19 protein-coding genes and 2 pseudogenes are annotated in these 21,719 nt (G+C 73.4%); 16 read left to right on the plus strand and 5 right to left on the minus strand.

Annotated features, from left to right (window positions below):
- Nucleotides 1–202 precede the first annotated feature (202 nt).
- Nucleotides 203–1,630, minus strand: a complete 1,428-nt coding sequence (locus ACIP4X_RS26080; RefSeq protein ID WP_358728274.1) for an MFS transporter — start codon at nt 1,628–1,630, stop codon at nt 203–205.
- A 137-nt stretch (nt 1,631–1,767) separates the two neighbouring features.
- Here ACIP4X_RS26080 and ACIP4X_RS26085 point away from each other — a divergent pair, with 137 nt between their 5' ends.
- Nucleotides 1,768–2,295 (plus strand): winged helix-turn-helix transcriptional regulator, encoded by a 528-nt coding sequence (locus ACIP4X_RS26085; RefSeq protein WP_391458006.1) that lies wholly within the window; start codon nt 1,768–1,770, stop codon nt 2,293–2,295.
- Nucleotides 2,296–2,390: 95 nt separating this feature from the next.
- Nucleotides 2,391–2,756, plus strand: a complete 366-nt coding sequence (locus ACIP4X_RS26090) for a DUF6412 domain-containing protein (protein ID WP_391458008.1) — start codon at nt 2,391–2,393, stop codon at nt 2,754–2,756.
- A gap of 175 nt (nt 2,757–2,931) precedes the next feature.
- On the opposite strand, the gene ACIP4X_RS26095 is transcribed toward ACIP4X_RS26090, so the two are convergent.
- Nucleotides 2,932–4,560: an IS200/IS605 family accessory protein TnpB-related protein gene (locus ACIP4X_RS26095; protein WP_401350869.1), complete on the minus strand. Its 1,629-nt coding sequence runs from the start codon at nt 4,558–4,560 to the stop codon at nt 2,932–2,934.
- 184 nt (nt 4,561–4,744) lie between these two features.
- On the opposite strand from ACIP4X_RS26095, the pseudogene ACIP4X_RS26100 reads away from it, so the two are divergent.
- Both ACIP4X_RS26100 and ACIP4X_RS26105 read left to right on the plus strand, forming a co-directional pair.
- A pseudogene (locus ACIP4X_RS26100) lies at nt 4,745–5,332 on the plus strand (YidC/Oxa1 family membrane protein insertase); the annotation flags it as partial.
- Nucleotides 5,333–5,502: 170 nt separating this feature from the next.
- Nucleotides 5,503–6,405 carry a fumarylacetoacetate hydrolase family protein gene (locus ACIP4X_RS26105; RefSeq protein WP_401350871.1) on the plus strand — a complete coding sequence of 301 codons (903 nt, stop codon included), beginning with the start codon at nt 5,503–5,505 and terminating at the stop codon, nt 6,403–6,405.
- Nucleotides 6,406–6,480: 75 nt separating this feature from the next.
- Here ACIP4X_RS26105 and ACIP4X_RS26110 read toward each other — a convergent pair whose 3' ends face one another.
- The 3 genes from ACIP4X_RS26110 to ACIP4X_RS26120 all read right to left on the minus strand — a co-directional run bounded on the left by ACIP4X_RS26110 (nt 6,481) and on the right by ACIP4X_RS26120 (nt 9,131).
- Nucleotides 6,481–7,383, minus strand: coding sequence for an LLM class F420-dependent oxidoreductase (locus ACIP4X_RS26110; RefSeq protein ID WP_358728280.1), 903 nt, complete (start codon nt 7,381–7,383; stop codon nt 6,481–6,483).
- 186 nt (nt 7,384–7,569) lie between these two features.
- Nucleotides 7,570–8,064: a heme-degrading domain-containing protein gene (locus ACIP4X_RS26115; protein ID WP_358728282.1), complete on the minus strand. Its 495-nt coding sequence runs from the start codon at nt 8,062–8,064 to the stop codon at nt 7,570–7,572.
- Entirely contained in the window at nt 8,061–9,131 is a 1,071-nt protein-coding gene (locus ACIP4X_RS26120) for a Gfo/Idh/MocA family oxidoreductase (RefSeq protein WP_358728284.1), read from the minus strand. The genes ACIP4X_RS26115 and ACIP4X_RS26120 overlap by 4 nt, the downstream gene beginning before the upstream one ends.
- Before the next feature lie 84 nt (nt 9,132–9,215).
- Between ACIP4X_RS26120 and ACIP4X_RS26125 the strand changes: the two genes are divergently transcribed.
- The 12 genes and pseudogenes from ACIP4X_RS26125 (at nt 9,216) to ACIP4X_RS26180 (ending at nt 21,701) form a co-directional block, all read left to right on the plus strand.
- Complete coding sequence (locus ACIP4X_RS26125) at nt 9,216–10,433, plus strand: ROK family protein (RefSeq protein ID WP_401350874.1); 1,218 nt, start codon at nt 9,216–9,218, stop codon at nt 10,431–10,433.
- Between the two features lie 200 nt (nt 10,434–10,633).
- Nucleotides 10,634–11,368 carry a hypothetical protein gene (locus ACIP4X_RS26130; protein WP_401350876.1) on the plus strand — a complete coding sequence of 245 codons (735 nt, stop codon included), beginning with the start codon at nt 10,634–10,636 and terminating at the stop codon, nt 11,366–11,368.
- A 48-nt stretch (nt 11,369–11,416) separates the two neighbouring features.
- The gene (locus tag ACIP4X_RS26135; protein ID WP_358728287.1) at nt 11,417–12,172 is read left to right on the plus strand and encodes a GntR family transcriptional regulator; all 756 of its coding nucleotides are present in this window, start codon (nt 11,417–11,419) and stop codon (nt 12,170–12,172) included.
- A gap of 164 nt (nt 12,173–12,336) precedes the next feature.
- A complete protein-coding gene (locus tag ACIP4X_RS26140) occupies nt 12,337–13,461 on the plus strand; it encodes a TIGR03364 family FAD-dependent oxidoreductase (RefSeq protein WP_358728289.1) in 1,125 nt (374 codons plus the stop codon).
- A gap of 7 nt (nt 13,462–13,468) precedes the next feature.
- On the plus strand, nt 13,469–14,170 hold the full coding sequence (locus ACIP4X_RS26145) for a phosphonatase-like hydrolase (RefSeq protein WP_391458021.1): 702 nt from the start codon (nt 13,469–13,471) through the stop codon (nt 14,168–14,170).
- Nucleotides 14,170–15,201, plus strand: a pseudogene (locus ACIP4X_RS26150) (ABC transporter ATP-binding protein); the annotation flags it as partial. The gene ACIP4X_RS26145 and the pseudogene ACIP4X_RS26150, both read left to right, overlap by 1 nt.
- A 238-nt stretch (nt 15,202–15,439) precedes the next feature.
- Nucleotides 15,440–16,258 (plus strand): 2-aminoethylphosphonate ABC transporter permease subunit, encoded by an 819-nt coding sequence (locus ACIP4X_RS26155; RefSeq protein WP_358728292.1) that lies wholly within the window; start codon nt 15,440–15,442, stop codon nt 16,256–16,258.
- On the plus strand, nt 16,245–17,042 hold the full coding sequence (locus ACIP4X_RS26160; protein WP_358728294.1) for an ABC transporter permease subunit: 798 nt from the start codon (nt 16,245–16,247) through the stop codon (nt 17,040–17,042). The genes ACIP4X_RS26155 and ACIP4X_RS26160 overlap by 14 nt, the downstream gene beginning before the upstream one ends.
- Nucleotides 17,043–17,100: 58 nt before the next feature.
- The gene (locus tag ACIP4X_RS26165; RefSeq protein ID WP_358728296.1) at nt 17,101–18,153 is read left to right on the plus strand and encodes a 2-aminoethylphosphonate ABC transporter substrate-binding protein; all 1,053 of its coding nucleotides are present in this window, start codon (nt 17,101–17,103) and stop codon (nt 18,151–18,153) included.
- Nucleotides 18,154–18,229: 76 nt separating this feature from the next.
- Entirely contained in the window at nt 18,230–19,009 is a 780-nt protein-coding gene (locus ACIP4X_RS26170) for an HAD-IIA family hydrolase (RefSeq protein ID WP_358728298.1), read from the plus strand.
- Between the two features lie 901 nt (nt 19,010–19,910).
- Nucleotides 19,911–20,588 (plus strand): sortase domain-bontaining protein, encoded by a 678-nt coding sequence (locus tag ACIP4X_RS26175; RefSeq protein ID WP_401350881.1) that lies wholly within the window; start codon nt 19,911–19,913, stop codon nt 20,586–20,588.
- A gap of 84 nt (nt 20,589–20,672) precedes the next feature.
- On the plus strand, nt 20,673–21,701 hold the full coding sequence (locus ACIP4X_RS26180) for a glycoside hydrolase family 6 protein (RefSeq protein WP_358728302.1): 1,029 nt from the start codon (nt 20,673–20,675) through the stop codon (nt 21,699–21,701).
- Nucleotides 21,702–21,719: the final 18 nt, after the last annotated feature.

Here is a 21,719-nt window from a genome sequence, read left to right on the forward strand (position 1 = left end):
CTGCAGGCCAGGGGATTCAGGGTCCCGCAGCGGGCCCAATCCCTGGGGGCCACCGTCAGGGCCCCCGTCCCCAGGGTCCCCGTCCCCAAGGGCCCATCCTCAGACCCCCAACGCCCAGCCCCGCCCTCCCCACGTCCCCGGCCCGCACCCGTACGTCCCGCCCCGCGCCCTCACCCCCGCTTCCGCTCCCGCGCTCGCGCGCTCACCCCCGCTCCCGCGCCACCGCCACGCCGACCGCGCCCGCGAGCGCCAGTCCCGCCGACACCACCATCGCCACGTCGGCGCCCCTGGCGAGGCTGCCCGCCGACGTCGCGAGGGCGATGGTCAGGGCGACTCCGGCGCAGGAGCCGATGTAACGGAGGGTCTGCTGGGCGCCGGAGCCCATCGCCGCGCGCTCCGGCGGGACCGATTCGACCGACAGCAGGGGCAGCGCGGCGTTCAGCAGGCCGGTGCCCACGCCGCCAAGGAGCAGGCCCGGCAGCAGGCGTGGCCAGGAGCCGGCGCCGACCGCGCCGAGCATCGTCAGGACGCCGGCCGCGTGGAGGACGAAGCCCAGGACCAGTTGACGGCGCGGCGTCACCCGTCCCGCCAGGCGCTTGGACTGGAGGGCCACCACGAAGCTCGTGCCGGACCACAGCAGCAACAGCCAGGCGCTGGTCATCGGCGACATCCTCAGCGTCTGCTGGAGCACCGCGGGCAGGAAGCTGAAGAGGCCGATCACCGCCAGGCCCGTGAACAGTCCGCCCGCCGAGGAGGCCAGGAAGCGGGGGCGGCGCAGCAGGGACAGGTCGATCATCGGCGTGCCGGTGCGGCGCTCCAGCAGCGCGAAGACCCCGAGCAGTGCCACGGCCGCCGCGAGCAGCAGTCCCACCGGTGCCCGCAGCCAGCCGTCCCGGCCCAGGGTCAGGGCGGCCACCAGGGCGACCAGGGCCAGTCCGAAGGTCAGTGCGCCGAGGACGTCCGGCCGGCCGCCCCTCGGAGCGCGGGACTCCGACAGCGTGCGGGTGCCGAGCACGGCCGTGACCAGGGCGGCGGCGCCCAGGACGGCGTAGGCGGCCCGCCAGTTCGGCAGGGCGCCCGTGACCAGCGGGCCGACCGCGATGCCGCCGCTCACGAAGGCGCCCCAGACGCCGGTCGCGTGGAGCCGGCCGCGCGGAGTGGGGAAGGCGTGCACGAGCAGGCCCAGGCTGCTGGCCAGCAGCGCCGCGCTCGCCGCGCCCTGGGCGATGCGGGCCAGCGTGAACTGCCAGGTCGTCGTCGCCAGGGCGCCCAGCACGGTGGTCAGGCCCAGGGTCAGCGTGCCGGCCAGGAAGACGCGGCGGCGCCCGTAGTCGTCGGCCAGGCTGCCGGCGATCAGGAGGAGGGCGGCCAGGCCCAGCGGGGTGCCGTTGAGCAGCCATGCCTGGGCGGAGAGGGGAGTGTGCAGGGCGGCCGCGGTGCCGCGCAGGGTGATGATCGGCGCGGTGTACGTCATCAGGGCCACGGTGGTGGCCGCGCTGGTCACGGCCAGCGTGGCCCGGGGGTGCGGAGGCCCGTCCCGGCGCCTGAGGCGTGGGGCGGCGGTGCGTGTGCTGGTGCCCGCTGCCGTGGGGGTCGCGGCGGAGGTCGTGGGGGAGTTCAGCCCGGTCATGGGCCCGTCCTTCCGAGGGGCTGGGCGGAGAAGAGGCTCACGCAGGTTCGGTCATTGAACCTACCTGCTCCAGAACCGTAACACCCAAAGGTTCGGTCATTGAACCAAGTTCTCGGAAAGTGGCTACAGTGGACGGCATGGCACTGGGCAAGGACTACGCGACACAGGAGTGCTCCATCGCCCGCGCGCTGGAGATCATCGGCGAGCGCTGGACGATGCTGGTCATCCGCGACGCGCTCTACGGGGTCCGGCGGTACAACGACTTCCTGGTCCACCTCGGCATCCCGCGCGCGGTCCTCGCCGCCCGCCTCCAGACGCTGACGGCGGAGGGGATCCTGGAGAAGCGGCGATACCAGGAATCGCCGCCCCGTGACGAGTACGTCCTCACCGAGCGCGGGACCGCACTGTGGCCCACCCTGCGGGCCCTCGGCCTGTGGGGGCGCGAGCACTTCACCGAGGTCCAGCTGCGCTACTTCCGGCACGTGGAGTGCGGCACCGAACTCGGGCCGTACGGCGAGTGCCCCGCCTGCGCAACCGTCGTACCGGTCGAGGACGTCCTCATGGAGCCGGGACCCGGACTCGATCCGGACCCGGTGGATCCGGTCGGCCGGGCCTTGCTCAAGCCGAGGCGGCTGCTGCAACCGCTCGACATCGATCCTGTATAACCGGATGAACCCCGTAGAAGCAGATGACGAGACAACGGGACAGTGAGCCGCAGGTGCCGGAGCACCGAGGCGCACGCCCATGGGAGGGAGCCGGCGTGATCCGCAGTCGCGTCGCCACGCGTCCCTCCGCCGTGCCGCTGCTCCTGTCTCTCCTCCTGCCCCTCTTCGTCCTGCTTCCGGTCGCCCTGTCCGCCGCCGGAGGCCTCTCCGGGACCGTGGCCTTCGCGCTCGCCGCGACCGCCGCGGCCGGTTCCGCGCTCGTCGCCTGCGCGGTGCTCGGCTCCCGCTGCGCACCCGCCGTACCGCCCACCCGGGTGCGTACGGCCATCCGGGACCGGGACCGCCGTACGGCCTTCCTGCCCCAGCGCGACCCCGACGCCGCGGGCCGGCCGCGGCCCAGGGCACCCGGGCACGCCCTCCCGGCGACCACCGCGCAGGGCACCGTTCACTCCTCCTGGTGACCCCGCGCGGGTCGTCATGCCGTCATCCCCGTACGCCTGGCACGACAAGACCCCCGGAGGGCTCACTCATGTCCGTTTTCGCCGGCTTGGTCGAGTAACTAGCCGACCTGCTCCAGCCGCTGTTCCACGCCTCGGCGGCCGCCGCCGCGATCGTACGACTCCTCCTCCACCGTTCCTATGGACTGAGCGGGAGTGAGTCCTGGTGCCAGGATTCGTGCTCAGCCGTGTGCCCCGAACGGTTGTGAGCACACTGGTCGCCCGCTTTCGCTCCACATCCGGCGCCGGCGGATCGTGTCCGTGGTCCGGGAATGCGGGGGCGGGGTCCCTCACGCCCTGGGGTATCCGATGCGGCCTGGACGGTCCGATGCCCCACCGCATCACTCCGGTGCAGTGGGGGCGGTGCCGTCCGACGCCGGATCGGGCACCCCAGGGCGCGCCTTCCGATCGCCACGGAGGCAGCGTCGTGGCGGGTGGGCTTCCTGTTCTTGCTGGTGAGGGGTTTCTGCCAGTGCTGGGCACCCCAGCGGCTGGTGTAGGCCGGGTCAACCGCGACGATGGTGACACCCAGTTCGGCGGCCATGGACACCAGCCTGGCGCGCAGCCGGGCAGTGGGCATGCCGGAGATCAGCTTGCGGAACCGCTTGCGGCGGCCGTGCTTCTCCCGGGTCTTCTCCGTGGCGAAGTCCAGGTCCTCGATGGCAAGTGCCAGACCGTGCCGTGCGGCCCAGTGCAGCAGGCGGATGAGGGCGTGGCGGACCTGCGCGTCGCGGTGCTGTGCGGTGCCGGTCAGCCGGTAGTCGAATCTGCGGGGCGCGCCGACGGGGTTTCCGTGCTCGTCCAGGCGCCAGGCGGCCAGGTGATCGGCGTTCATGTCCACCCCGACCAGCCCACCCGCACGAGCAGTCTCCAAGGGCACGGTCCGCACGGGCGGGATCTGCCAGCAGGCGGTCACGTACCAGCGGCCGCGGCTGGTGTCGTAGTGGATGCGGTAGGCCACCGCACGGTTCGCCGCGATGCGGTCGGCCCATTGCTCGCTGCGGTGGTGGAAGACGGTCCGGGAGGCGAGTACGTACCGGCCGTGCGGTGAGTTGGCCAGCCCGGCCAACGCTGCCGGAAGCCGGATACTCACCTCACCGTCGGGGGTGACGCGGATCGTCTCGTTGCCGTACCGCTTCCCCGACTCGCCATCGGCGTGCAGGAACCACCGCTCGGCCTCCCATCGCTGCCGCCACTGCGCCTCCGAAAGCCCGGCGGCTTCGAGGTGGTGCTTGGCGCGCGCCAGTTTCCTGCCGCCGCGCACCACCCGCACCCGCCCGGCCTCCCAGTCGGCCCGCACCTGCTCCAGCCGGTCCTCAAGCAGGTGCAGGCGCCGGGCTTTGGCAAACCACTCTCGCTGGGAGCGGTAACCGCCCGGCGCCCCCCTGATGCCCTTCTCGCCGATGGGTAGCGAGAGCCGGTACGCGATTGTCTCGACGCCCGCCCGCAGACCTTGCGTGTGGGCGAGCTGTCCGCGCCGGGCCAGCGCCCACTGATCGTGCGTGGCCTTGGTGATGCTGCCCGCCCACCGCGCGGTCGACTCCCCGGTCAGCGCTCGCTTACGCCGAGCCCACTGCTCACCGTCGTGGTCCAGCCCCGCAGCACAGCGCGCCTTTAGATCACGGGAGGCCAGCGAGCCGAGCAGATTGCCGACCTGGCGCAGCACAAACTCGTCCTGCCCACTCAGACCCTTGAGGCCGGAGCTGATCGCCACCCCGGACGGGCCGGGCACCGCGAACGATGCTGATACCTCCCGCAGTCTGCCCATTGCCCACCCCCACTCGATGCCGAAGAACCCGTCACCGCACCCAACGACCACTCCCGGCCGAAGGTCACGCATTCGAAACCAGAACACCCGTCACCCCGCCTCGCACCGCCATCCCACACCCAACCGCGACGTGCACTCATGCACACCAGAACACACGCAAACGCTGTCAAACGGCACCAGTTCAAACCCCCTCTCCCGGGCCGCCGCGCGCGGGCAGAAGGCGCGGGCCGCGTTGCAGCCGCGGATCGGCGAGCTGCGCGAGAAGTACCGGAAGAACCCCGGCAAGCTGCAGAAGGCCGTGCTGGAACTGCACGCCGAGGAGAAGGTGTCGCCGCTGTCGGGCTGCCTGCCCAGCCTGCTGCAGATGCCCGCCTTCTTCGTGCTGTACCACCTGTTCTCGACGCCGGACGCGGACGGCGCCGGACTGCTCGGCCACCGGCTGCTGGCCGCTCCGCTCGACGGGCGGTGGACCGACGCGCTGGCCGGGGGCGGGGCGTTCGGGGCGGCCGGGGCCGTGTATCTGGGGCTGTTCGCGGTGGTGGCCGCGGTCGCCGCGTTCAACTTCGTGCGGGCGAGGAAGTCCCTGGACACGACGGACGTGGCCGGTACGGCGGGCGGGAGCGGCGGGGCCGTGGGCGCGGTCGGCAAGGCCATGCCGTACCTGTCCTTCTTCACGCTGGTCACCGTGGCGGTGGTGCCGCTGGCCGCCGCGCTGTACGTGGTGACCAGCACGGCGTGGAGCGCGGCCGAGCGGTTCCTGCTGCACCGGTGAGCGCGCGGGCCCGGCCGTTCTCGCGGGCGGGGCTACGGTCCAGTACGTGAACGCGGTCTTGCGGAGTGCGGGTCGACCCTGGACGATCGGTCAGCCCTCCGATGGCCGCGTCTGCCGCACCCAGGTCGCCTTCGTCGGCCGGGCGCCCCGCGATCGAGGGAGTTGGACACATGAAGCTGCTGCGAGTCGGTACGGCGGGTGCGGAGCGGCCCGCGCTGCTCGACGCGAGCGGGGTCCTGCGGGATCTGTCGGGCATCGTCCCGGACATCGACGGGGCGCTGCTGGCCGACGACGCGGCACTCGCCCGTATCCGCGAGGCCGCCGCCGCGGGGGAACTGCCCGCGCTGGACGTGAACGGGCCGGACGGCGACGGGCCGGACGGGACCGGGCCCGACCCCGACGCCTCGCGGATCGGGCCGCCGGTCGCGCGGATCGGCAAGGTCGTGTGCATCGGGCTGAACTACCACGACCACGCCCGCGAGACCGGCGCCGAGCCGCCCGCCGAGCCGGTGATCTTCCTCAAGGCGCCGGACACCGTGGTCGGGCCGAACGACACCGTGCTCGTGCCGCGCGGCGCGGCCAAGACCGACTGGGAGGTGGAGCTGGCGGTCGTCATCGGCCGTTCGGCCCGCTACCTGGAGTCGCACGAGGAGGCGCTCGCGCACGTCGCCGGGTACGCGGTGGCGCACGACGTCTCCGAGCGGGAGTTCCAGAACGAGCGCGGCGGGACCTGGGACAAGGGGAAGAACTGCGAGACGTTCAACCCGCTCGGACCCTGGCTCGTCACCGCCGACGAGGTCCCCGACCCCCAGGCGCTGCCGTTGCGCCTGTGGGTCAACGGCGAGCCGAGGCAGGACGGGTCGACCGCCGACCAGATCTTCCCCGTCGCCGAAGTCGTGCGCTACGTCAGCCAGTTCATGACCCTGTACCCCGGTGACGTCATCAACACAGGTACGCCGGCCGGGGTGGCCCTGGGACAGCCCGAGCCGAAGCCGTACCTGCGGGCCGGGGACGTGGTCGAGCTGGAGATCGAGGGGCTGGGCCGGCAGCGGCAGGAACTCAAGGACGCGTAACGCCTCGCGTCCCGGCCCGCGCCCCTCGGCCTGCCGTCGCCCCTCGATCCGGTCCGTTCACCCGACCAGGTCCGCTCACGCCAGCAGGGAGGCCAGCCTGCGCCACTCCTCCCGGGGCAGGGCGTCGCGCGGGCCGGCGGTGACCACCTGGAGCGCCACGTGGTCCGCGCCCGCCGCGTGGAACGCCTCGATCCGCTCGCGGATCCGGGACTCCTCGCCCCACGCGAACACCGCGTCGATCAGACGGTCGCTGCCGCCGCCGGTGACATCGGACTCGGTGAAGCCGAGGCGCAGGAAGTTGTCGGTGTAGTTCGGCAGCTCCAGGTAGGGGGCGAGGTACTCGCGGGCCACCGCGCGGGCGCGGGCCGGGTCGGTCTCCAGGACGACCTTGAACTCCGGTGCCAGCAGCGCCGTCCCGCCCAGGATCTCGCGGGCCTGCGCGGTGTGGTCCGGCGTGGTCAGATACGGGATCGCGCCGGCCGCACGGTCGCGGGACAGTTCCAGCATCTTCGGGCCCAGGGCGGCGAGCACGCGGCGCCCGGCCGGCACGCCGCCCTCGCCGGACCGGTCGAGCTCGTCGAGCCGGTCCAGGTAGCCGACCATCGTCGAGTACGGCTTCCGGTACTGCTGCACGCGCGGGCCGTGGCTCACTCCGAGGCCCAGTACGAAGCGGCCGGGGTGGGAGGCCTCCAGCGCGGTGAACTCCGCCCCGCTGTCGACGGCGTCCTGCTGCCACACGCTCTGGATGCTGGTGGCGACGACGATGTGCCCGGTCGCCTCGATCAGCGGGGCGGCGTTGCGGGCGGTGCTGTTGCCGCCCAGCCAGACGGCTCCGTAGCCGAGTTCCTCCAACTCTGCGGCGGCCTCGGCGAGTTCGCCGCGCCGGGCCGCGTTCTCCGAGCGGAGTCCGATGCTCCAGATGCCGTACCGGCCGATGGTCTCCCGCAAGGGGCGCGCGGGGCCTGTGGTGTCGCTCATCGGTTCCGATCCCTCCGGACGGGGTGCTGTCGCTTGATCGTCACGCCTGCAGCAGTCCCCAACCGGAGGGCGTCCCGGGATAATCCGCGGCTTCCCCCGAGAGCAGTAATCTCGATCTTGTGTGCCCCCGGAGGGATCACCTGGCCGTCATTCCGGCTGTCGGTGATCCTCGTGATCCCTCACACCTCACCTCTCGCCCAGGAACCGCTCCAGCGCCTCCACCACCATCCTGTGGTCCTCCAGCTGCGGCAGTCCGGAGACCGTCACCGCGCCGATCACGCCCGCGCCCTCGACGTGCAGCGGGAACGAGCCTCCGTGGGCCGCGTACACGTCCGGGTCCAGGCGGGAGGAGGCCTCGAAGGTCGTGCCCTTGGCCCGGAAGCGGGCGCCGACCAGGTAGGAGGCGCAGCCGTAGCGCTCCACCACGCGGCGTTTGCGGGCGATCCAGGCGTCGTTGTCGGGGGTCGAGCCGGGCAGGGCCGCGTGGAAGAGCTGCTGGCCCGCGCGGTGGATGTCGACGGCGACCGGGGCCTGCCGCTCCCGTGCCAGTTCCACGAGGAGCGAGCCCAGCGCCCAGGCGTCGTCGTGCGTGAAGCGGGGGAGGACCAGGCGGCCTTCCTGTGCCTCCAGTTCCTCGATGCCCGGGGTGCCCGCGGGGGTCGCGTGCGCGTCGTTCGTCACAGCCGCACCGCCACGCCGTCGCGGGCCGAGCGGCGGGCCGCCTCCAGGACGTCGAGGGCGGCGGCGGCCTCCTGGGCGGTCACCGGGTTCGGGGCGCCGTCGCGGAGGGCGGCGGCCACGGCCGCGTAGTACGCCGGGTAGTCGCCGGGCACGGTCGGTACGGGGCGGCCGCCGCCGGTCAGCGGGGAGTCGCCGGAGCCGATGCGGCCCCACAGGGCGTCGTTCTCGACGCCCCAGCCGTCGGTGCTCGGGCGGGTGCCTTCCCGCAGCGCGGCCTCCTGCGGGTCCAGGCCGTACTTCACATAGCCCGCCTTGGAACCCAGCACCCTGAAGCGGGGGCCGAGTTGCGCGGCGGTCGCGGAGACGTGGAGGTGGGAGCGGACCCCGTTGGCGTGGGTGATCGCGATGAACGTGTCGTCGTCCGTCTCGGCGCCCGCGCGGCGCACCACCGACTCGGCGTACACCAGGGTGGCGGGGCCGAACAGCACGAGGGCCTGGTCGACGACGTGACTGCCGAGGTCGTACAGCAGGCCCCCGATCTCCGCGGGGTCGCCGGACTCGCGCCAGCCGCCCTTCGGCTGCGGACGCCAGCGCTCGAAGCGGGACTCGAACCGCCACACGTCGCCCAGCTCGCCCTCGGCGAGCAGCCGGCGCAGGGTGAGGAAGTCGTTGTCCCAGCGGCGGTTCTGGAAGACGGACAGGAGCAGTCCGCGCTCGTCGGCCAGGGCGTCGAGGGCGCGCGCCTCGGCCGCGGTCCCGGCGATCGGCTTGTCCACGACCACCGGCAGGCCCGCCTTCAGGGCGGCCGTGGCGAGCGGGACGTGCGTCTTGTTCGGGGAGGCGAGGACGACCAGGTCCAGTTCGCCGGCGCGGGCGAACAGCTCGTCGGGGCCGGCGGCGAGGCGGACGTCCGGGAACTCCGCGCGGGCCTGCTCCTGCCGCTGCGGGTTCGAGGTGACGACCGTGTCCAGGGCCAGGCCCTCTGTCGCGGCGATCAGCGGGGCGTGGAAGACGGAGCCGGCGAGGCCGTAGCCGACGAGGCCGACGCGGAGGGGGGTGCCAGTCATGGATCCTACTTTCGCAACGCTGTTGCCGAAGTGCAAGCGCCGGGCAGAATGGCTGTGTGAACGGTGCCGTGTGTGCGGTGCTGTGTGAGCGGTGGGAAGGGCGGTGCGGACGCGGTGACGGTCTCGGGAGTGACGGGCAGGGGGACGGCGGGAGCGAACCTGCTCGCCCTGCGCAGCCACAACGCCGCGCTGGTGCTCGATCTGCTGCGCGGGGCGGGCGCGGAGGGGATCAGCCGGCTGGAACTGGCCGAGCGGACCGGGCTGACTCCGCAGGCGGTCAGCAAGATCACGGCACGGCTGCGGCAGCAGGGCCTCGCGGCGGAGGCGGGCCGGCGGGCGTCGACGGGCGGCAAACCGCGCACGGTGCTGCGACTGGTGCCGGAGGCGGGGCACGCGGTGGGGGTCCACGTCGACCGCGACGAACTCCGCCTGGTCGTCGTCGACCTGAACGGCACCGTGACCGGCGAACGCCGTGGCCCGCTGAACCTCGGCGCGGGCGCGGAGTCCGTCGTGGCGACGGTGGCCCGCGAGGTGGAGGGGCTGGTGGGGGAGGTGCTGGGGGGCGGAGCGGCGGAGGCCGCGCTGACCGCGGCCGAAGGAACTCGCCCCCGGCTCTCTCCCCGGCTCTCCGACGTCGGGACTCTCGTCGGAGTCGGGGTGGCGTTGCCCGGGCCGCTTGATCATCGGTGCGGGGTGTTGCATCGGGTGACCGGGTTTCCGGAGTGGGACGGGTTCCCGTTGCGGGACGCGCTCGCGCGGCGGCTCGGGGTGCCGGTCGTGGTCGACAAGGACACGAACGCGGCGGCGCTGGGGCTCGCGGTCGCCGGGGAGGGCCGTTCGTTCGCGTACCTCCACCTCGGGACCGGGCTCGGGGCCGGGCTGGTGATCGGGGGGAGCGTCCACCGGGGGGCGCGGACCGGGGCGGGTGAGTTCGGGCACCAGGTGATCCAGCTGGACGGGCCGCTGTGCGGGTGCGGGGACCGGGGGTGCGTCGAGGCGTTGTGCCTCGCGGCCGTGGGACGGGGGGAGTTCGCGGAGGCGGCACGGGTCCTGGGGGCCGGCGCGGCGAACCTCGTCGGCCTGCTGGACATCGAGTTGGTGCTGCTCGGCGGCCGTACGGTGGCGGCGGCGCCGGAGGTGTTCGTGACGGGCGTGGCCGACGTGCTCGCGGCACGGGCCCGACGGGAGGGCGCGCCGGGCGACGCGGTACCGGTCCGGACCGCGCCGGGAGGCGAACGCGGCGTCGCGGAGGGCGCGGCCCAGTTGCTGCTGGCCCCGATGTTCGGCCGGGGAGACGGCTGACAGCCGGTAGCCCCGGCCCACCGCCCGCACTTGCCCACCCGTCCGCCTTGGCCTGCCTGGCCCACCCCGCCCAGACCCACGCGCGCTCCCTCGCTCGCGTCCGTCCTCGGGGCCGATCGGGCGGACTTGTGGGGGCGTTCGTGGGTGGGGCGGGGTGGCTGACCTGCTGGGGGTGGGCTGTCCGGCACGGTCCTGTGTTCATGCGCCTGTGCACGTCACTGTTCCTCTGCCTTGCCGCGGCCGTCGCCCTGCCGGCCGTACCGGCCCATGCCGCGGCGGGGCCCACCTGTGCCGGGCCCGACGACCGCCAGTTCCCGATCACCAGCCGGATCCACGGGGGTCCCGACACCTACCGGGCGGGCGGCGGATACGGCGACTTCCTCATCGACCTGACCAACACCACCTCCCGCACCTGCTCCGCCGTCCACCCGGTCGTGGTGCTCGTCGACACCCAGCGCGCTCTCAAGGCGGATCAGGCCCACATGGAGTTCTACTACGGCTCCGAAGCGCATCCGGTGTCCTTCGAGACCACCGATCAGCAGGAACTCATCGGCCCCTTCGACGCCGGTCTGCCCGGTTTCACCGTCGGTCCGGGTGAGACCGTGACCGTGACGGTCCGGCTGGCGATCACCTCCGACGCCGTCGCCGACGAGGTCACCGCGACGGCCGCCGTGGTGCAGCGGCACGACGGCGACGGGGACTGGGTCGGCCAGTCCGACGGCTACGCGTTCCGCATCGACACGGATCCCGAGGACGCCGACCCCGGGCCGCACCACCCCAGGCGGCCCGGCGGCCCCCACGCCCCCGGCGACCGCGTCCCCCACGCCGGCGAACTCGCCCGTACGGGTCCCGTCACCCCGCCCGGAGCGCTCACGGTCGCCGCCGCGCTGCTCGCCACCGGCGGCGCCCTGACGCTGACCCGCAGACGCGGCTGACCCGAGCCCCCGCTCAAGCCCCCGCAGGGATCTGCGACGATCTCCCGCGTGGACTACCCCAACGACCAGGCCCCCGGCGCCCCCGTGCGCTCAGGCATTCCGGAGCACGGCCGGATTCCCAAGTACTACGCGGTGAAGGCGAGGATCGACGACCTCGTCGGCGGACTGGGCGAGGGCCGCCCGATCCCGACCGAGCGCGATCTGTCCGAGGAGTACGGGGTCGCCCGCGAGACCGTGCGGCAGGCGGTGCGCGAACTCGTCCTGGAGGGCAAGCTGCGGCGCCAGGGCCGCGGCACGGTCGTCGCCGGTCCCAAGCTGGAGCAGCCGCTGTCCCTGGTCAGCTACACCGAAGGCGTACGGCGGCAGGGCCGCACCCCCGGACGCTCCCTCGTCACCCTGGACCGCTTCCCCTGCCCGGACGCCCTCGCCGCCGAGACGGGCCTGACCCGCGGCGAGCCCGTCTGGCACCTGGAGCGCGTGCTCCTCGCGGACGACGAGCGGGTCGGTCTGGAGAGCACCTACGTGGCGGTGGCCCGCGTCCCCGACCTGGACACCGGGTTCGACCCCGACTCCTCCTTCTACGCCTACCTCAAGGAACTGGGCATCGCCTTCGGTGACGCCGACGAGCGCATCGAGACCGTGCTCGCCACCCCGCGCGAGGCCCTGCTCATCGGCACCCCGCCCGCGGTCCCCATGCTGCTGATCCACCGCGTCTCACGCGACACGGAAGGGCGCCCGCTGGAGCGCGTGCGGAGCCTGTACCGAGGGGACCGGTTCTCCTTCGCCACCCATCTGCGCGGCTGAGCCACCACCCGCCACCCCTCACCGGCGCCGCTGACGACCAGGCCCGGACCACCCCTTGAAGATAACGAAAAGATAACGGGTCTAGCCCAATCTTGACGACTCGTTCAGGCTCTCGTTGTCAGCAGGACCCCTGTGGTTCCCCATCCGAAAGGAACGTGGTCGTCGTGAGAGTGACAGTCGTAGGAGCCGGCGTGGTGGGCACCATGCACGCCTGGCACGCAGTGGAACGCGGCCACGAGGTCGTACAGATCGAGCGAGAGGCCGAGGCCCGTGGCGCCTCGCTGCGCAACTTCGGGCAGATATGGGTCAGCGGCCGCGCGGTCGGCGAGGAACTCGACACCGCCCTGCGTGCCCGGGAGCTGTGGGAGGAGATCGGCGGCCGCGTCCCCGCGCTGGGGTTCCGTGCCAACGGCTCCCTGACCCCCGTCCGCGGCGACCTCGAACGCGCCGTGGCCGAGGCCGCCGTGGCCCGACCCGACGCCGCCGTCCGCGGCCGCAAGCTGCTGACCCCGGACGAGGCCCGCGCCCTCAACCCCGCCCTGCGCGGCGAGTTCGACGCGGCCCTGTACTGCGAGCGCGACGCGGCCGTCGAGCCGCGCACCGCCCAGCTCGCCCTGCGCGCCGAACTGCTCAAGCACCCGAACTACACCTTCCTGCCCGGGCGCGAGGTCCGGGACGTCGTCGGCGAGGGCGCCGTCCGCGACGACCACGGCGACGTCCACACCGCCGACGCGGTGGTGCTGTGCACGGGCGCCTGGCTCGGCGGACTCGTCCGGGAACTCGCAGGCCCCGACCTGCCGGTCCGGCGCGTACGGCTCCAGATGATGCAGACCGACCCGCTCGGCGAGCCGCTGCCGACCTCGGTCGCGGACGCCGACAGCTTCCGGTACTACCCGGCCTACGCGTCCGAGGCCCTGGACGAGCTCAACGCCGGCCGGCCCCAGGCCGAGATCGCCGCGGCCCACCGGATGCAGCTCCTCATGGTGCAGCGCGCCGACGGCGGACTCACCATCGGCGACACCCACGAGTACGAGCACCCCTTCGCCTTCGACACCGTCGAGGACCCCTACGAGCACCTCACCCGTGTCGTGGAGTCCCTCCTCGGCCGCCCGCTGCCGAAGGTCAGGCGCCGCTGGGCCGGCGTGTACGCGCAGTGCACCGAGCCCGGCCGGGTGGTCCACCGGCAGCAGGTGCGCGACGGGGTGTGGCTGGTCACCGGGCCCGGCGGGCGCGGCATGACCTGCGCGCCCGCGATCGCCGAGCAGACCGCCGACGAACTGGACTGGTGAGGAACCGATGACCGACCTGACGACCAACGACATCCGCCTCGTCGTGCTGGACATGGCAGGCACCACCGTCGCCGACGGCGGCCTGGTCGAGCGCGCCTTCGCCGCGGCCGCCGCCGAACTGGGCGTCGAGCCCGGCTCCGCCGACCACGCCGACAAGCTCGCCTACGTCCGCGCCACCATGGGCGAGTCCAAGATCTCCGTCTTCCGGCACCTGTTCGGCGCCGAGGACCTGGCCCGGCGCGCCAACGTCGCCTTCGAGAAGGCGTACGGCGACCTCGTCGACGGGGGCCTCATCGCCCCGGTGCCCGGTGCCCGCGAGGCCGTCGAGCAACTGCGGGCCGACGGCCGCACGGTCGTGCTGACCACCGGCTTCGCCCGCGTCACCCAGGACGCGATCCTCGACGCGCTCGGCTGGCAGGATCTCGTGCCGCTCACCCTCTGCCCGGCCGACGCCGGCGGGCGCGGGCGGCCCTACCCCGACATGGTCCTGGAGGCGTTCGTCCGCACCAAGGCGGCCGACGGCGTGCGGCAGGTGGCCGTCGCCGGCGACACCTCCTACGACATGCTCAGCGGCGTCCGCGCCGGGGCGGGCGTCGTCGCCGGAGTGCTGACCGGCGCGCACGGCGCGCAGGACCTCCACGACGCCGGCGCCACCCATGTCCTCGGCTCCGTGGCCGAGTTGCCCGCCCTGTTCAGGGAAGCCGACTGATGGGAATCCGCTTCGACTCCGTCACCGTCGCGTACGACGGCACGGTCGTCCTGGACGCCCTCGACCTCACCGTCGAACCCGGCGAGGTCATGGCGCTGCTCGGGCCGTCCGGATCCGGCAAGACCACCGCGCTGCGGGCGGTCGCCGGGTTCGTACGGCCCGCCTCCGGGCGGGTGTACCTCGGCGGACGCGATGTGACGGACCTGCCGCCGCACCGGCGGGGGATCGGCATGGTCGTCCAGAGCTACGCCCTCTTCCCGCACCTGCGGGTCGAGGACAACGTGGCCTTCGGCCTGAAGGCGCGCAGGCTCCCCAAGTCCGAGGTGCGCGAACGCGTCCGCGAGGCGCTGGAGATGGTCGGCATGGCGGACTACGCGCGCCGCCACCCCCGGGAACTGTCCGGAGGCCAGCAGCAGCGGGTCGCCATCGCCCGGGCGCTCGCCATCCGGCCGGGCGTGCTGCTCCTCGACGAGCCGCTGTCCGCGCTCGACGCCCGGCTGCGCTCCGGAATGCTGGCCGAACTGGCCCGGCTGCACCGGGAGCTGCCGGACGTGTCGATCCTGTACGTCACCCACGACCAGAACGAGGCGCTGACCCTGGCCGACCGGATCGCGGTCATGGACCGGGCCCGCCTGCAGGCCTGCGGCACACCGCGGGAGCTGTACCGGGCCCCGGCCAACGAGTTCACGGCGTCCTTCGTCGGCAGCGCCAACCTGCTGCCGGTCACGGTGGGGGAGCACGGAGTGCTCCTCGCGGGGCGGGAGGTCGCCGTGGCGACGGCGGGCGCGGCCCCCGGCTCCCGCGCCACCCTGTGCGTACGGCCGCACCTGGTGGGGCTCGGCGACGGGCCGAACGGACTGACCGGGACCGTGCGCGAGATCCTGTGGCGCGGAGCCACGCACCGGCTCCACGTCGACGTCGCCGGCCACCGGGTCATGGCGGACGTCGCCGAGCTGAGGGAACCGCCGGCCCTGGGCGCCCCGGTGACCGTGCACTTCGCCCCGGAGGACGCGGTACTGCTGCCGCCCGGCCCGCCTCACGACAGGCCCCCCACCGCGAACGACGCCCGCCGGGGCCGGGCGGCCGCCGCGGACGGACCCGGTCCGGGTCAGGCGTCTGCTGTGGATGGCGCTGGTCGGGGGGTGGCGTCTGCTGTGGATGGCGCCCGCGGGTGCCGGGCGGCCGGCCCGGCCGGGCCCGGTCCGGTCCGGGCGGCCGCCGTGGATCGGCCCGGCCCGCACCCGGCGCCCGCCGTGAACGGTGCCCGGCATGACTAGGCGCCTGCTGTGGGCGGCGCCGCCCGTCGCCGTGCTCGCCCTCGTCTTCCTCTACCCTCTCGCCCTCGTCCTGCGGCAGTCCGTCCAGCCGGACACCGGCGGCATCTCCCTGCGGCCGTACGCCGACGTCTTCGCCTCCGCCGCGTTCGGCGAGGCCCTGTGGACCACCGTGTGGCTGGCGCTCGCCGCCACCGCCGGCTGTCTCGTCCTCGGCTTCCTGCTCGCCCTCGTCATCGCCTTCGTGCCGTTCCCCGGCGCGAGGGCGGTGGCCCGGTTCGTCGACGTCTTCCTGTCCTTCCCCTCCTTCCTGATCACCCTTGCCCTGCTCTTCGTCTACGGCACGGTCGGCATGGCCAACGGGCTCTGGCACGACCTCACCGGGGCGGCGAACGGACCCTTCCAGTTCCTGACCACGCCCTGGGGCGTGCTGCTGGCGGAGATCACGTACTTCACCCCGTTCGTGATGCGCCCGCTGCTCGCCGCGTTCTCCCAGCTCGACACCTCGCAGCTGGAGGCGGCCAGTTCGCTCGGGGCCCGCGCGCCCCGGATCGTCCGCAGCGTGATCCTGCCCGAGGCGCTGCCCGCGCTGGCGGCCGGCGGCAGCCTCGTCCTGGTGCTGTGCCTCAACGAGTTCGGGATCGTGCTGTTCACCGGGGCGAAAGGAGTCACGACCCTGCCCATGCTCATCTACAGCAAGGCCATCCTGGAGTCCGACTACCCGGGCGCGTGCGTGGTCGCCGTCGTCAACGTCCTGATATCCGTGGGCCTCTACGGTCTCTACCGGATGGTGAGCCGCCGTGCTGGTGCATAGCCGCAAGGGCCGGTGGGCCGCCGCCGCCCTGTTCTTCGTCCTCTTCCTGCCCCTGTTCGCGCTGCCGCTGCTGGTGATCCTGGCGGCCTCCTTCGCCACGAACTGGTCGAGCGTGCTGCCCTCCGGCCTCACCACCGCCCACTACCGGGCGGCCGCTCACGGCGACGCGTTGCAGGCCCTCGCCACCAGCCTGCTCACCGCGCTGGCCGCGAGCGTGCTCGCGCTCACCGTCGGCACCTGGGCCGCGCTCGCCGCCGCCGGACTCAAGCGGCGCCAACGCGCCGTCCTCGACGCCCTGTTCGTCCTGCCCGTCGCCGTCCCCTCGGTGGTGGTGGGCCTGGCCGTCCTGGTCGCGTTCTCCCGGCCGCCGGTGCTGCTCAACGGCACCCGGTGGATCGTCGTCCTCGCCCACACCGTGCTGGTCACGGCCTTCGCGTACCAGTCGGTCTCCGCCGCCCTGCGCCGCCTCGACCCGGCCTACGAACAGGCCGCCGCCTCGCTCGGCGCCGGTCCCGCCCGGGTGCTGTGGCGGGTGCGGCTGCCGCTGCTGCTGCCCTCCCTCACCGCCGCGGCCGGCCTCTGCTTCGCCCTGTCCATGGGGGAGTTGAGCGCCACGATGATGCTCTACCCGCCCGACTGGACCCCGCTGCCCGTGCTGATCTACGCGGCCACCGACCGCGGCTCCCTGTTCGCCGGATCCGCCCTCGCCGTCGTCCTGATGGCGGCGACCCTGCTGGTCCTGCTCGCCGTCTCCCGGATCCGCACCAGGGCCGCCCACCGCTGATCCGGCCCCCCTTCCTCCCCCCTCAACACGTCCCACTCAGCCAGGAGTTCGCCTCGCCATGCGCAAGAACACGCTCAAGATCGCCACCGCAGTCTGCCTCGTCGCCGCCCCGCTCACCGCCTGCGGCGGCAACTCCTCCGCCGCCGACGCCAAGGTCGTCACCGTCTACAGCGCCGACGGCCTCAAGGGCGAGAACGGAGACGGCTGGTACGACCGTGTCTTCAAGGACTTCGAGAAGCAGACCGGCATCAAGGTCAAGTACGTCGAGGGCGGCTCCGGCGAGATGGTGCAGCGCGCCGTCCGCGAGAAGGGCAACCCGCAGGCCGACGTCCTGGTCACCCTGCCGCCGTTCATCCAGCAGGCGGACAGCAAGGGCCTGCTGGAGAAGTACGCGCCGAAGGGCGCCGACCAGGTCGGCGGCGAGGACAAGGCCGCCGACGGCACCTGGACCTCCGTGGTCAACAACTACTTCGGCTTCGTCTACGACAAGAAGGAGCTCAAGCAGGCCCCCACCACCTGGGAGCAGCTCCTCGACGGCCGGTACAAGAACCGGCTCCAGTACTCCACGCCGGGTGTCGCGGGCGACGGCACCGCCGTGCTCGTCAAGGCCATGCACGACTTCGGCGGCAAGGACGCGGCGCTCGCCTACCTGAAGAAGCTCCAGGCCAACAACGTCGGACCGTCCGCCTCCACCGGCAAGCTCGCGCCCAAGGTCGACAAGGGCGAGCTGCTCGCCGCCAACGGTGACGTCCAGATGAACTTCGCCCAGGCCAAGACCATGCCCAACCTCGGCATCTGGTTCCCGGCCCGGCAGGGCGGCAGGCCGACCACCTTCGCCCTGCCGTACGCCGCCGGACTGGTCAGCCACGCCCCGCACGACGCCAACGGCAGGAAGCTCCTGGACTTCATGCTCGCCAAGCAGGCACAGCAGCAGGTCAGCGAGATCGGCGGCGGCTTCAGCGTCCGCCAGGACGTCGAGGCCCACGACGCAAACGCGACGGACCTGAAGAAGCTGATGGAGGGCGTGGAGGTGTTCACTCCGGACTGGAACGACATCGACAAGAACCTCACGGACTACGTCGAGGCGTGGAAGCAGGCCACCGGAAGCTGAACCGGCCACCGGCAGGATCCGGCCACTGGCTAGGCTGGACTCACGCAAGAACGCGTACGGCAGGAGGCCGAAGCACATGGCAGACCGCAAGCCCATCGAGTCGTGGCTCACCGACATGGACGGTGTCCTGATCCACGAGGGTGTTCCGATCCCCGGTGCCGACGCCTTCCTGAAGAAGCTGCGTGAGTCCGGCCGGCCGTTCCTGGTGCTGACCAACAACTCCATCTACACCCAGCGTGACCTGCACGCCCGCCTGCAGCGCATGGGCCTGGACGTGCCGATGGAGAACATCTGGACGTCCGCCCTGGCCACCGCCCAGTTCCTCGACGACCAGCGGCCCGGCGGCAGCGCCTACGTCATCGGCGAGGCCGGCCTGACCACCGCGCTGCACGACATCGGCTACATCCTGACCGACCACGACCCGGACTTCGTGATCCTGGGCGAGACCCGGACGTACTCGTTCGAGGCCATGACGAAGGCCGTGCGGCTGATCAACAACGGCGCCCGGTTCATCGCCACCAACCCGGACAACGTGGGCCCGTCCGCCGAGGGCGCCCTGCCCGCGACGGGCTCGGTCGCCGCCCTGATCACCGCGGCGACCGGCAGGAAGCCGTACTTCATCGGCAAGCCCAACCCGCTGATGATGCGCGCGGGGCTGAACGCGATCGGGGCCCACTCGGAGACCTCCGCGATGATCGGTGACCGTATGGACACCGATGTGCTCGCGGGCCTTGAGGCCGGGATGCGGACGTTCCTGGTGCTCAGCGGGGTCACGCAGCCGGGCGAGATCGACCGCTACCCGTTCCGGCCGTCCCACGTCGTCGACTCGATCGCGGACCTCGTCGAGCGGATCTGAATCACTCGTACAGAGCAGCGCGGATCCCCAGCGGATGCGGACCGGGACCGTCGGGAGTCTCCTGATGGCGGAGGTTTCACGATGGGCCCATTCCGCCTCACACTCTGCACGGGACTCCTGGCGGCCGCGACACTGGTCCCCGCGCCCGACGCGGTGGACGCAACGAGCACGGCCGCCCCACTCCCACCCGGCCCCCCAGCAACCCCGGGCGGCCTCGCCGCCGTAGCGCCGTCGAAGCCACCCACGGCGCCCGCTCCCTTCGTTCCAGCGACCCGGACCCCGGCCGTCGGGTCCCTGGCCGCCGGGTCCCTGGCCGCCGGGGCTCAGGCGACCGGGGCTCAGGCCGCCGGGACCCCGGCCACCGCGACTCTGGCCGCCGGGTCCCCGGCCCTCCGGACTCCGGCCCTCCGGACTCCGGCCGTCGGGTCCCCGGCCGTCGGGTCCCTGGCCGCCGGGTCCCCGGCCACCGCGACTCCGGCCGTCGGGTCCCCGGCCCTCCGGACTCCGTCCGCCGGGACCTCGGCCGTCGGGTCCCTGGCCGCCGGGGCTCAGGCCGTCGGGTCCCCGGTCACCGCGACTCCGGCCGTCGGGTCCCCGGCCCTCCGGACTCCGGCCGTCGGGTCCCCGGCCGTCGGGACCTCGGCCAGCGGGGCTCCGGCAACCCGGACAGCGGCTACCCGGACTCCGGCCACCGGGACGTCGGCTACCTCAGCCACCCAGGCATCAGCCACCCGGCCCCCCGGGGCCACCCCCGCACCCCCCACGCCCGTCGCCCCACCCGTGCCCGGGGCCGGGCATGCGGTGGCCGGGTTGGTGCTTGTCGGGGTTGCTGGGGCGGCTGTTCTGCTTCCCCGGGCGCGTGGGCGTCGTGGTCGCGGATCGCGGTGAGGGCGGGAACGGCATGTCCGACCACGACGGCACCCGCACCCGCTCCCGCTGCACCGGGCGTCTCCTGGCCGGCCTGGCCTGGGTGGTGCTGCTGCTCGGGCTGTGGCTGTGGGGACGCGACCTGGCCGACGTACGGGAGTCCCTGGCCCCGTCGGCCACCGGGGACATGGCCGCGGCCGGCCGGCCCGCCGCGGACCGGCCGCCCTCGGCGGCGGACCCGCCGACCGACGCCCTGCCGCGGCGCCTGGACATCCCCGACCTCGGGGTACGGGCACCGGTGGTGGCCCGCGGCCTGGACGCGCGGGGCGCCGTCGTACCGCCACCGGCGGACCAGTCCGGCACGGTCGGCTGGTACGGCGCCGGGGTGAAGCCGGGCGCGTCCGGGACCGCGCTGCTGGTGGGCGGCCCCGGCGCCGGAGACCGCACCGGGGCGTTCGACCGGATCGGCTCGCTGCGGCCCGGCGAGGCGATCCGGGTGGTCCGCGACGACGGCAGCGTCGCCGACTTCACCGTCGACGACATCGAGGTCCTGCCCCGCGACGGCCTCGACGTCCGGCAGGCGTCCGGAGCACGGCAGCCCGGCCGCGCCGAACTGCGGCTGATCGGCTGCGACGCCACCGCCCACGGGGAGAGCGGCGGATGCGCCGCGCACGTGGTCGTCTCGGCGCACCTCACGGGCGCCGGTCAATGAGCCCCCCGGGCCCCTCGACGACCCTCGGACGAACTGCCCGCTGTGACAGCATGGGAACCGGCCGAGCGCACCAAGGGGGAAGGCATGTACGGCATGAGGGGGGCCCTCTCGCGTGCCCGTGCGACGGGGGTCCGGGCGTCCGTGGCGGTGCTGGGGGCGGCACTGCTGGCCGCCGGGTGCACCTCCGGGGGCGAGGACAAGGACGACGGCGCCGGGATCACCCAACAGCCCAGGGAGGCCGACCCGTTCTGGGTCAACCCGGACAGCAGGGCGGCCCGTCAGCTCGCCGCCTACGTCAAGTCCGGGAAGAAGACCGAGGCCGAGCAGATCCGGAAGATCGCCGGGCAGCCGACCGGCGAGTGGATCGGCCCGGAGAACCCCGAGCCGGAGGCCCGCGGCTTCACCGAGGCCGCCGACAGGGCGGGCCGCACCGCGCTGCTCGTCCTCTACAACATCCCGCACCGCGACTGCGGCCAGTACTCGCAGGGCGGCGCCGCCGACGGGGACGCCTACCGCGCCTGGGTGGACGGCGTGGCCCGGGGCATCGGCGACCGCCCGGCCACGGTGGTCCTGGAACCGGACGCCCTGCTGCACCTGGTGGACGGCTGCACCCCGGAGGAGTTCCAGGACGAGCGCTACGACCTGCTCAAGGGCGCGGTCGAACGGCTCAAGTCCCTGAAGAACACCAAGGTGTACGTGGACGCGGGCAACGCGGGCTGGGGCCACCCCGACCAGATCTTCGAGCCCCTGCGCCGCGCGGGCGTGGACCGGGCCGACGGCTTCGCGGTCAACGTCTCGAACTTCTACTCCACCCGGGACTCCCTCGCCTACGGCAAGCAGCTGTCCGTCAGGCTCGGCGGCAGGCACTTCGTCGTCGACACCAGCCGCAACGGCAACGGCCCCTACGACGGCGGGGATCCGGACGAGCGCTGGTGCAACCCGCCGGGGCGGGCCCTCGGCGAGACGCCCACGACCAGCACGGCCGACCCGCTCGCGGACGCGTATCTGTGGGTCAAGCGGCCCGGCGAGTCCGACGGCACCTGCAAGGGCGGCCCGAAGGCGGGGGACTGGTGGGCCGACTACGCGCTGAAGCTGGCGAGGGCCAGCAAGTAGTGGCGCGGACACATGACT

Origin of the sequence: Streptomyces sp. NPDC088817 (genome assembly GCF_044750345.1) — a bacterium.
In the GTDB taxonomy this organism is placed as follows: domain Bacteria; phylum Actinomycetota; class Actinomycetes; order Streptomycetales; family Streptomycetaceae; genus Streptomyces.

Bases quoted from the DNA above. Each gene is read 5' to 3' on its own strand.
- ACIP4X_RS26080 (WP_358728274.1), bottom strand. From the start codon at position 1,630: ATGACCGGGCTGAACTCCCCCACGACCTCCGCCGCGACCCCCACGGCA.
- ACIP4X_RS26175 (WP_401350881.1), top strand. From the start codon at position 19,911: ATGTCCGACCACGACGGCACCCGCACCCGCTCCCGCTGCACCGGGCGT.
- ACIP4X_RS26095 (WP_401350869.1), bottom strand. From the start codon at position 4,560: ATGGGCAGACTGCGGGAGGTATCAGCATCGTTCGCGGTGCCCGGCCCG.
- ACIP4X_RS26110 (WP_358728280.1), bottom strand. From the start codon at position 7,383: ATGAGCGACACCACAGGCCCCGCGCGCCCCTTGCGGGAGACCATCGGC.
- ACIP4X_RS26165 (WP_358728296.1), top strand. From the start codon at position 17,101: ATGCGCAAGAACACGCTCAAGATCGCCACCGCAGTCTGCCTCGTCGCC.
- ACIP4X_RS26130 (WP_401350876.1), top strand. From the start codon at position 10,634: ATGCGCCTGTGCACGTCACTGTTCCTCTGCCTTGCCGCGGCCGTCGCC.
- ACIP4X_RS26155 (WP_358728292.1), top strand. From the start codon at position 15,440: ATGACTAGGCGCCTGCTGTGGGCGGCGCCGCCCGTCGCCGTGCTCGCC.
- ACIP4X_RS26180 (WP_358728302.1), top strand. From the start codon at position 20,673: ATGTACGGCATGAGGGGGGCCCTCTCGCGTGCCCGTGCGACGGGGGTC.
- ACIP4X_RS26120 (WP_358728284.1), bottom strand. From the start codon at position 9,131: ATGACTGGCACCCCCCTCCGCGTCGGCCTCGTCGGCTACGGCCTCGCC.
- ACIP4X_RS26170 (WP_358728298.1), top strand. From the start codon at position 18,230: ATGGCAGACCGCAAGCCCATCGAGTCGTGGCTCACCGACATGGACGGT.
- ACIP4X_RS26145 (WP_391458021.1), top strand. From the start codon at position 13,469: ATGACCGACCTGACGACCAACGACATCCGCCTCGTCGTGCTGGACATG.
- ACIP4X_RS26085 (WP_391458006.1), top strand. From the start codon at position 1,768: ATGGCACTGGGCAAGGACTACGCGACACAGGAGTGCTCCATCGCCCGC.
- ACIP4X_RS26105 (WP_401350871.1), top strand. From the start codon at position 5,503: ATGAAGCTGCTGCGAGTCGGTACGGCGGGTGCGGAGCGGCCCGCGCTG.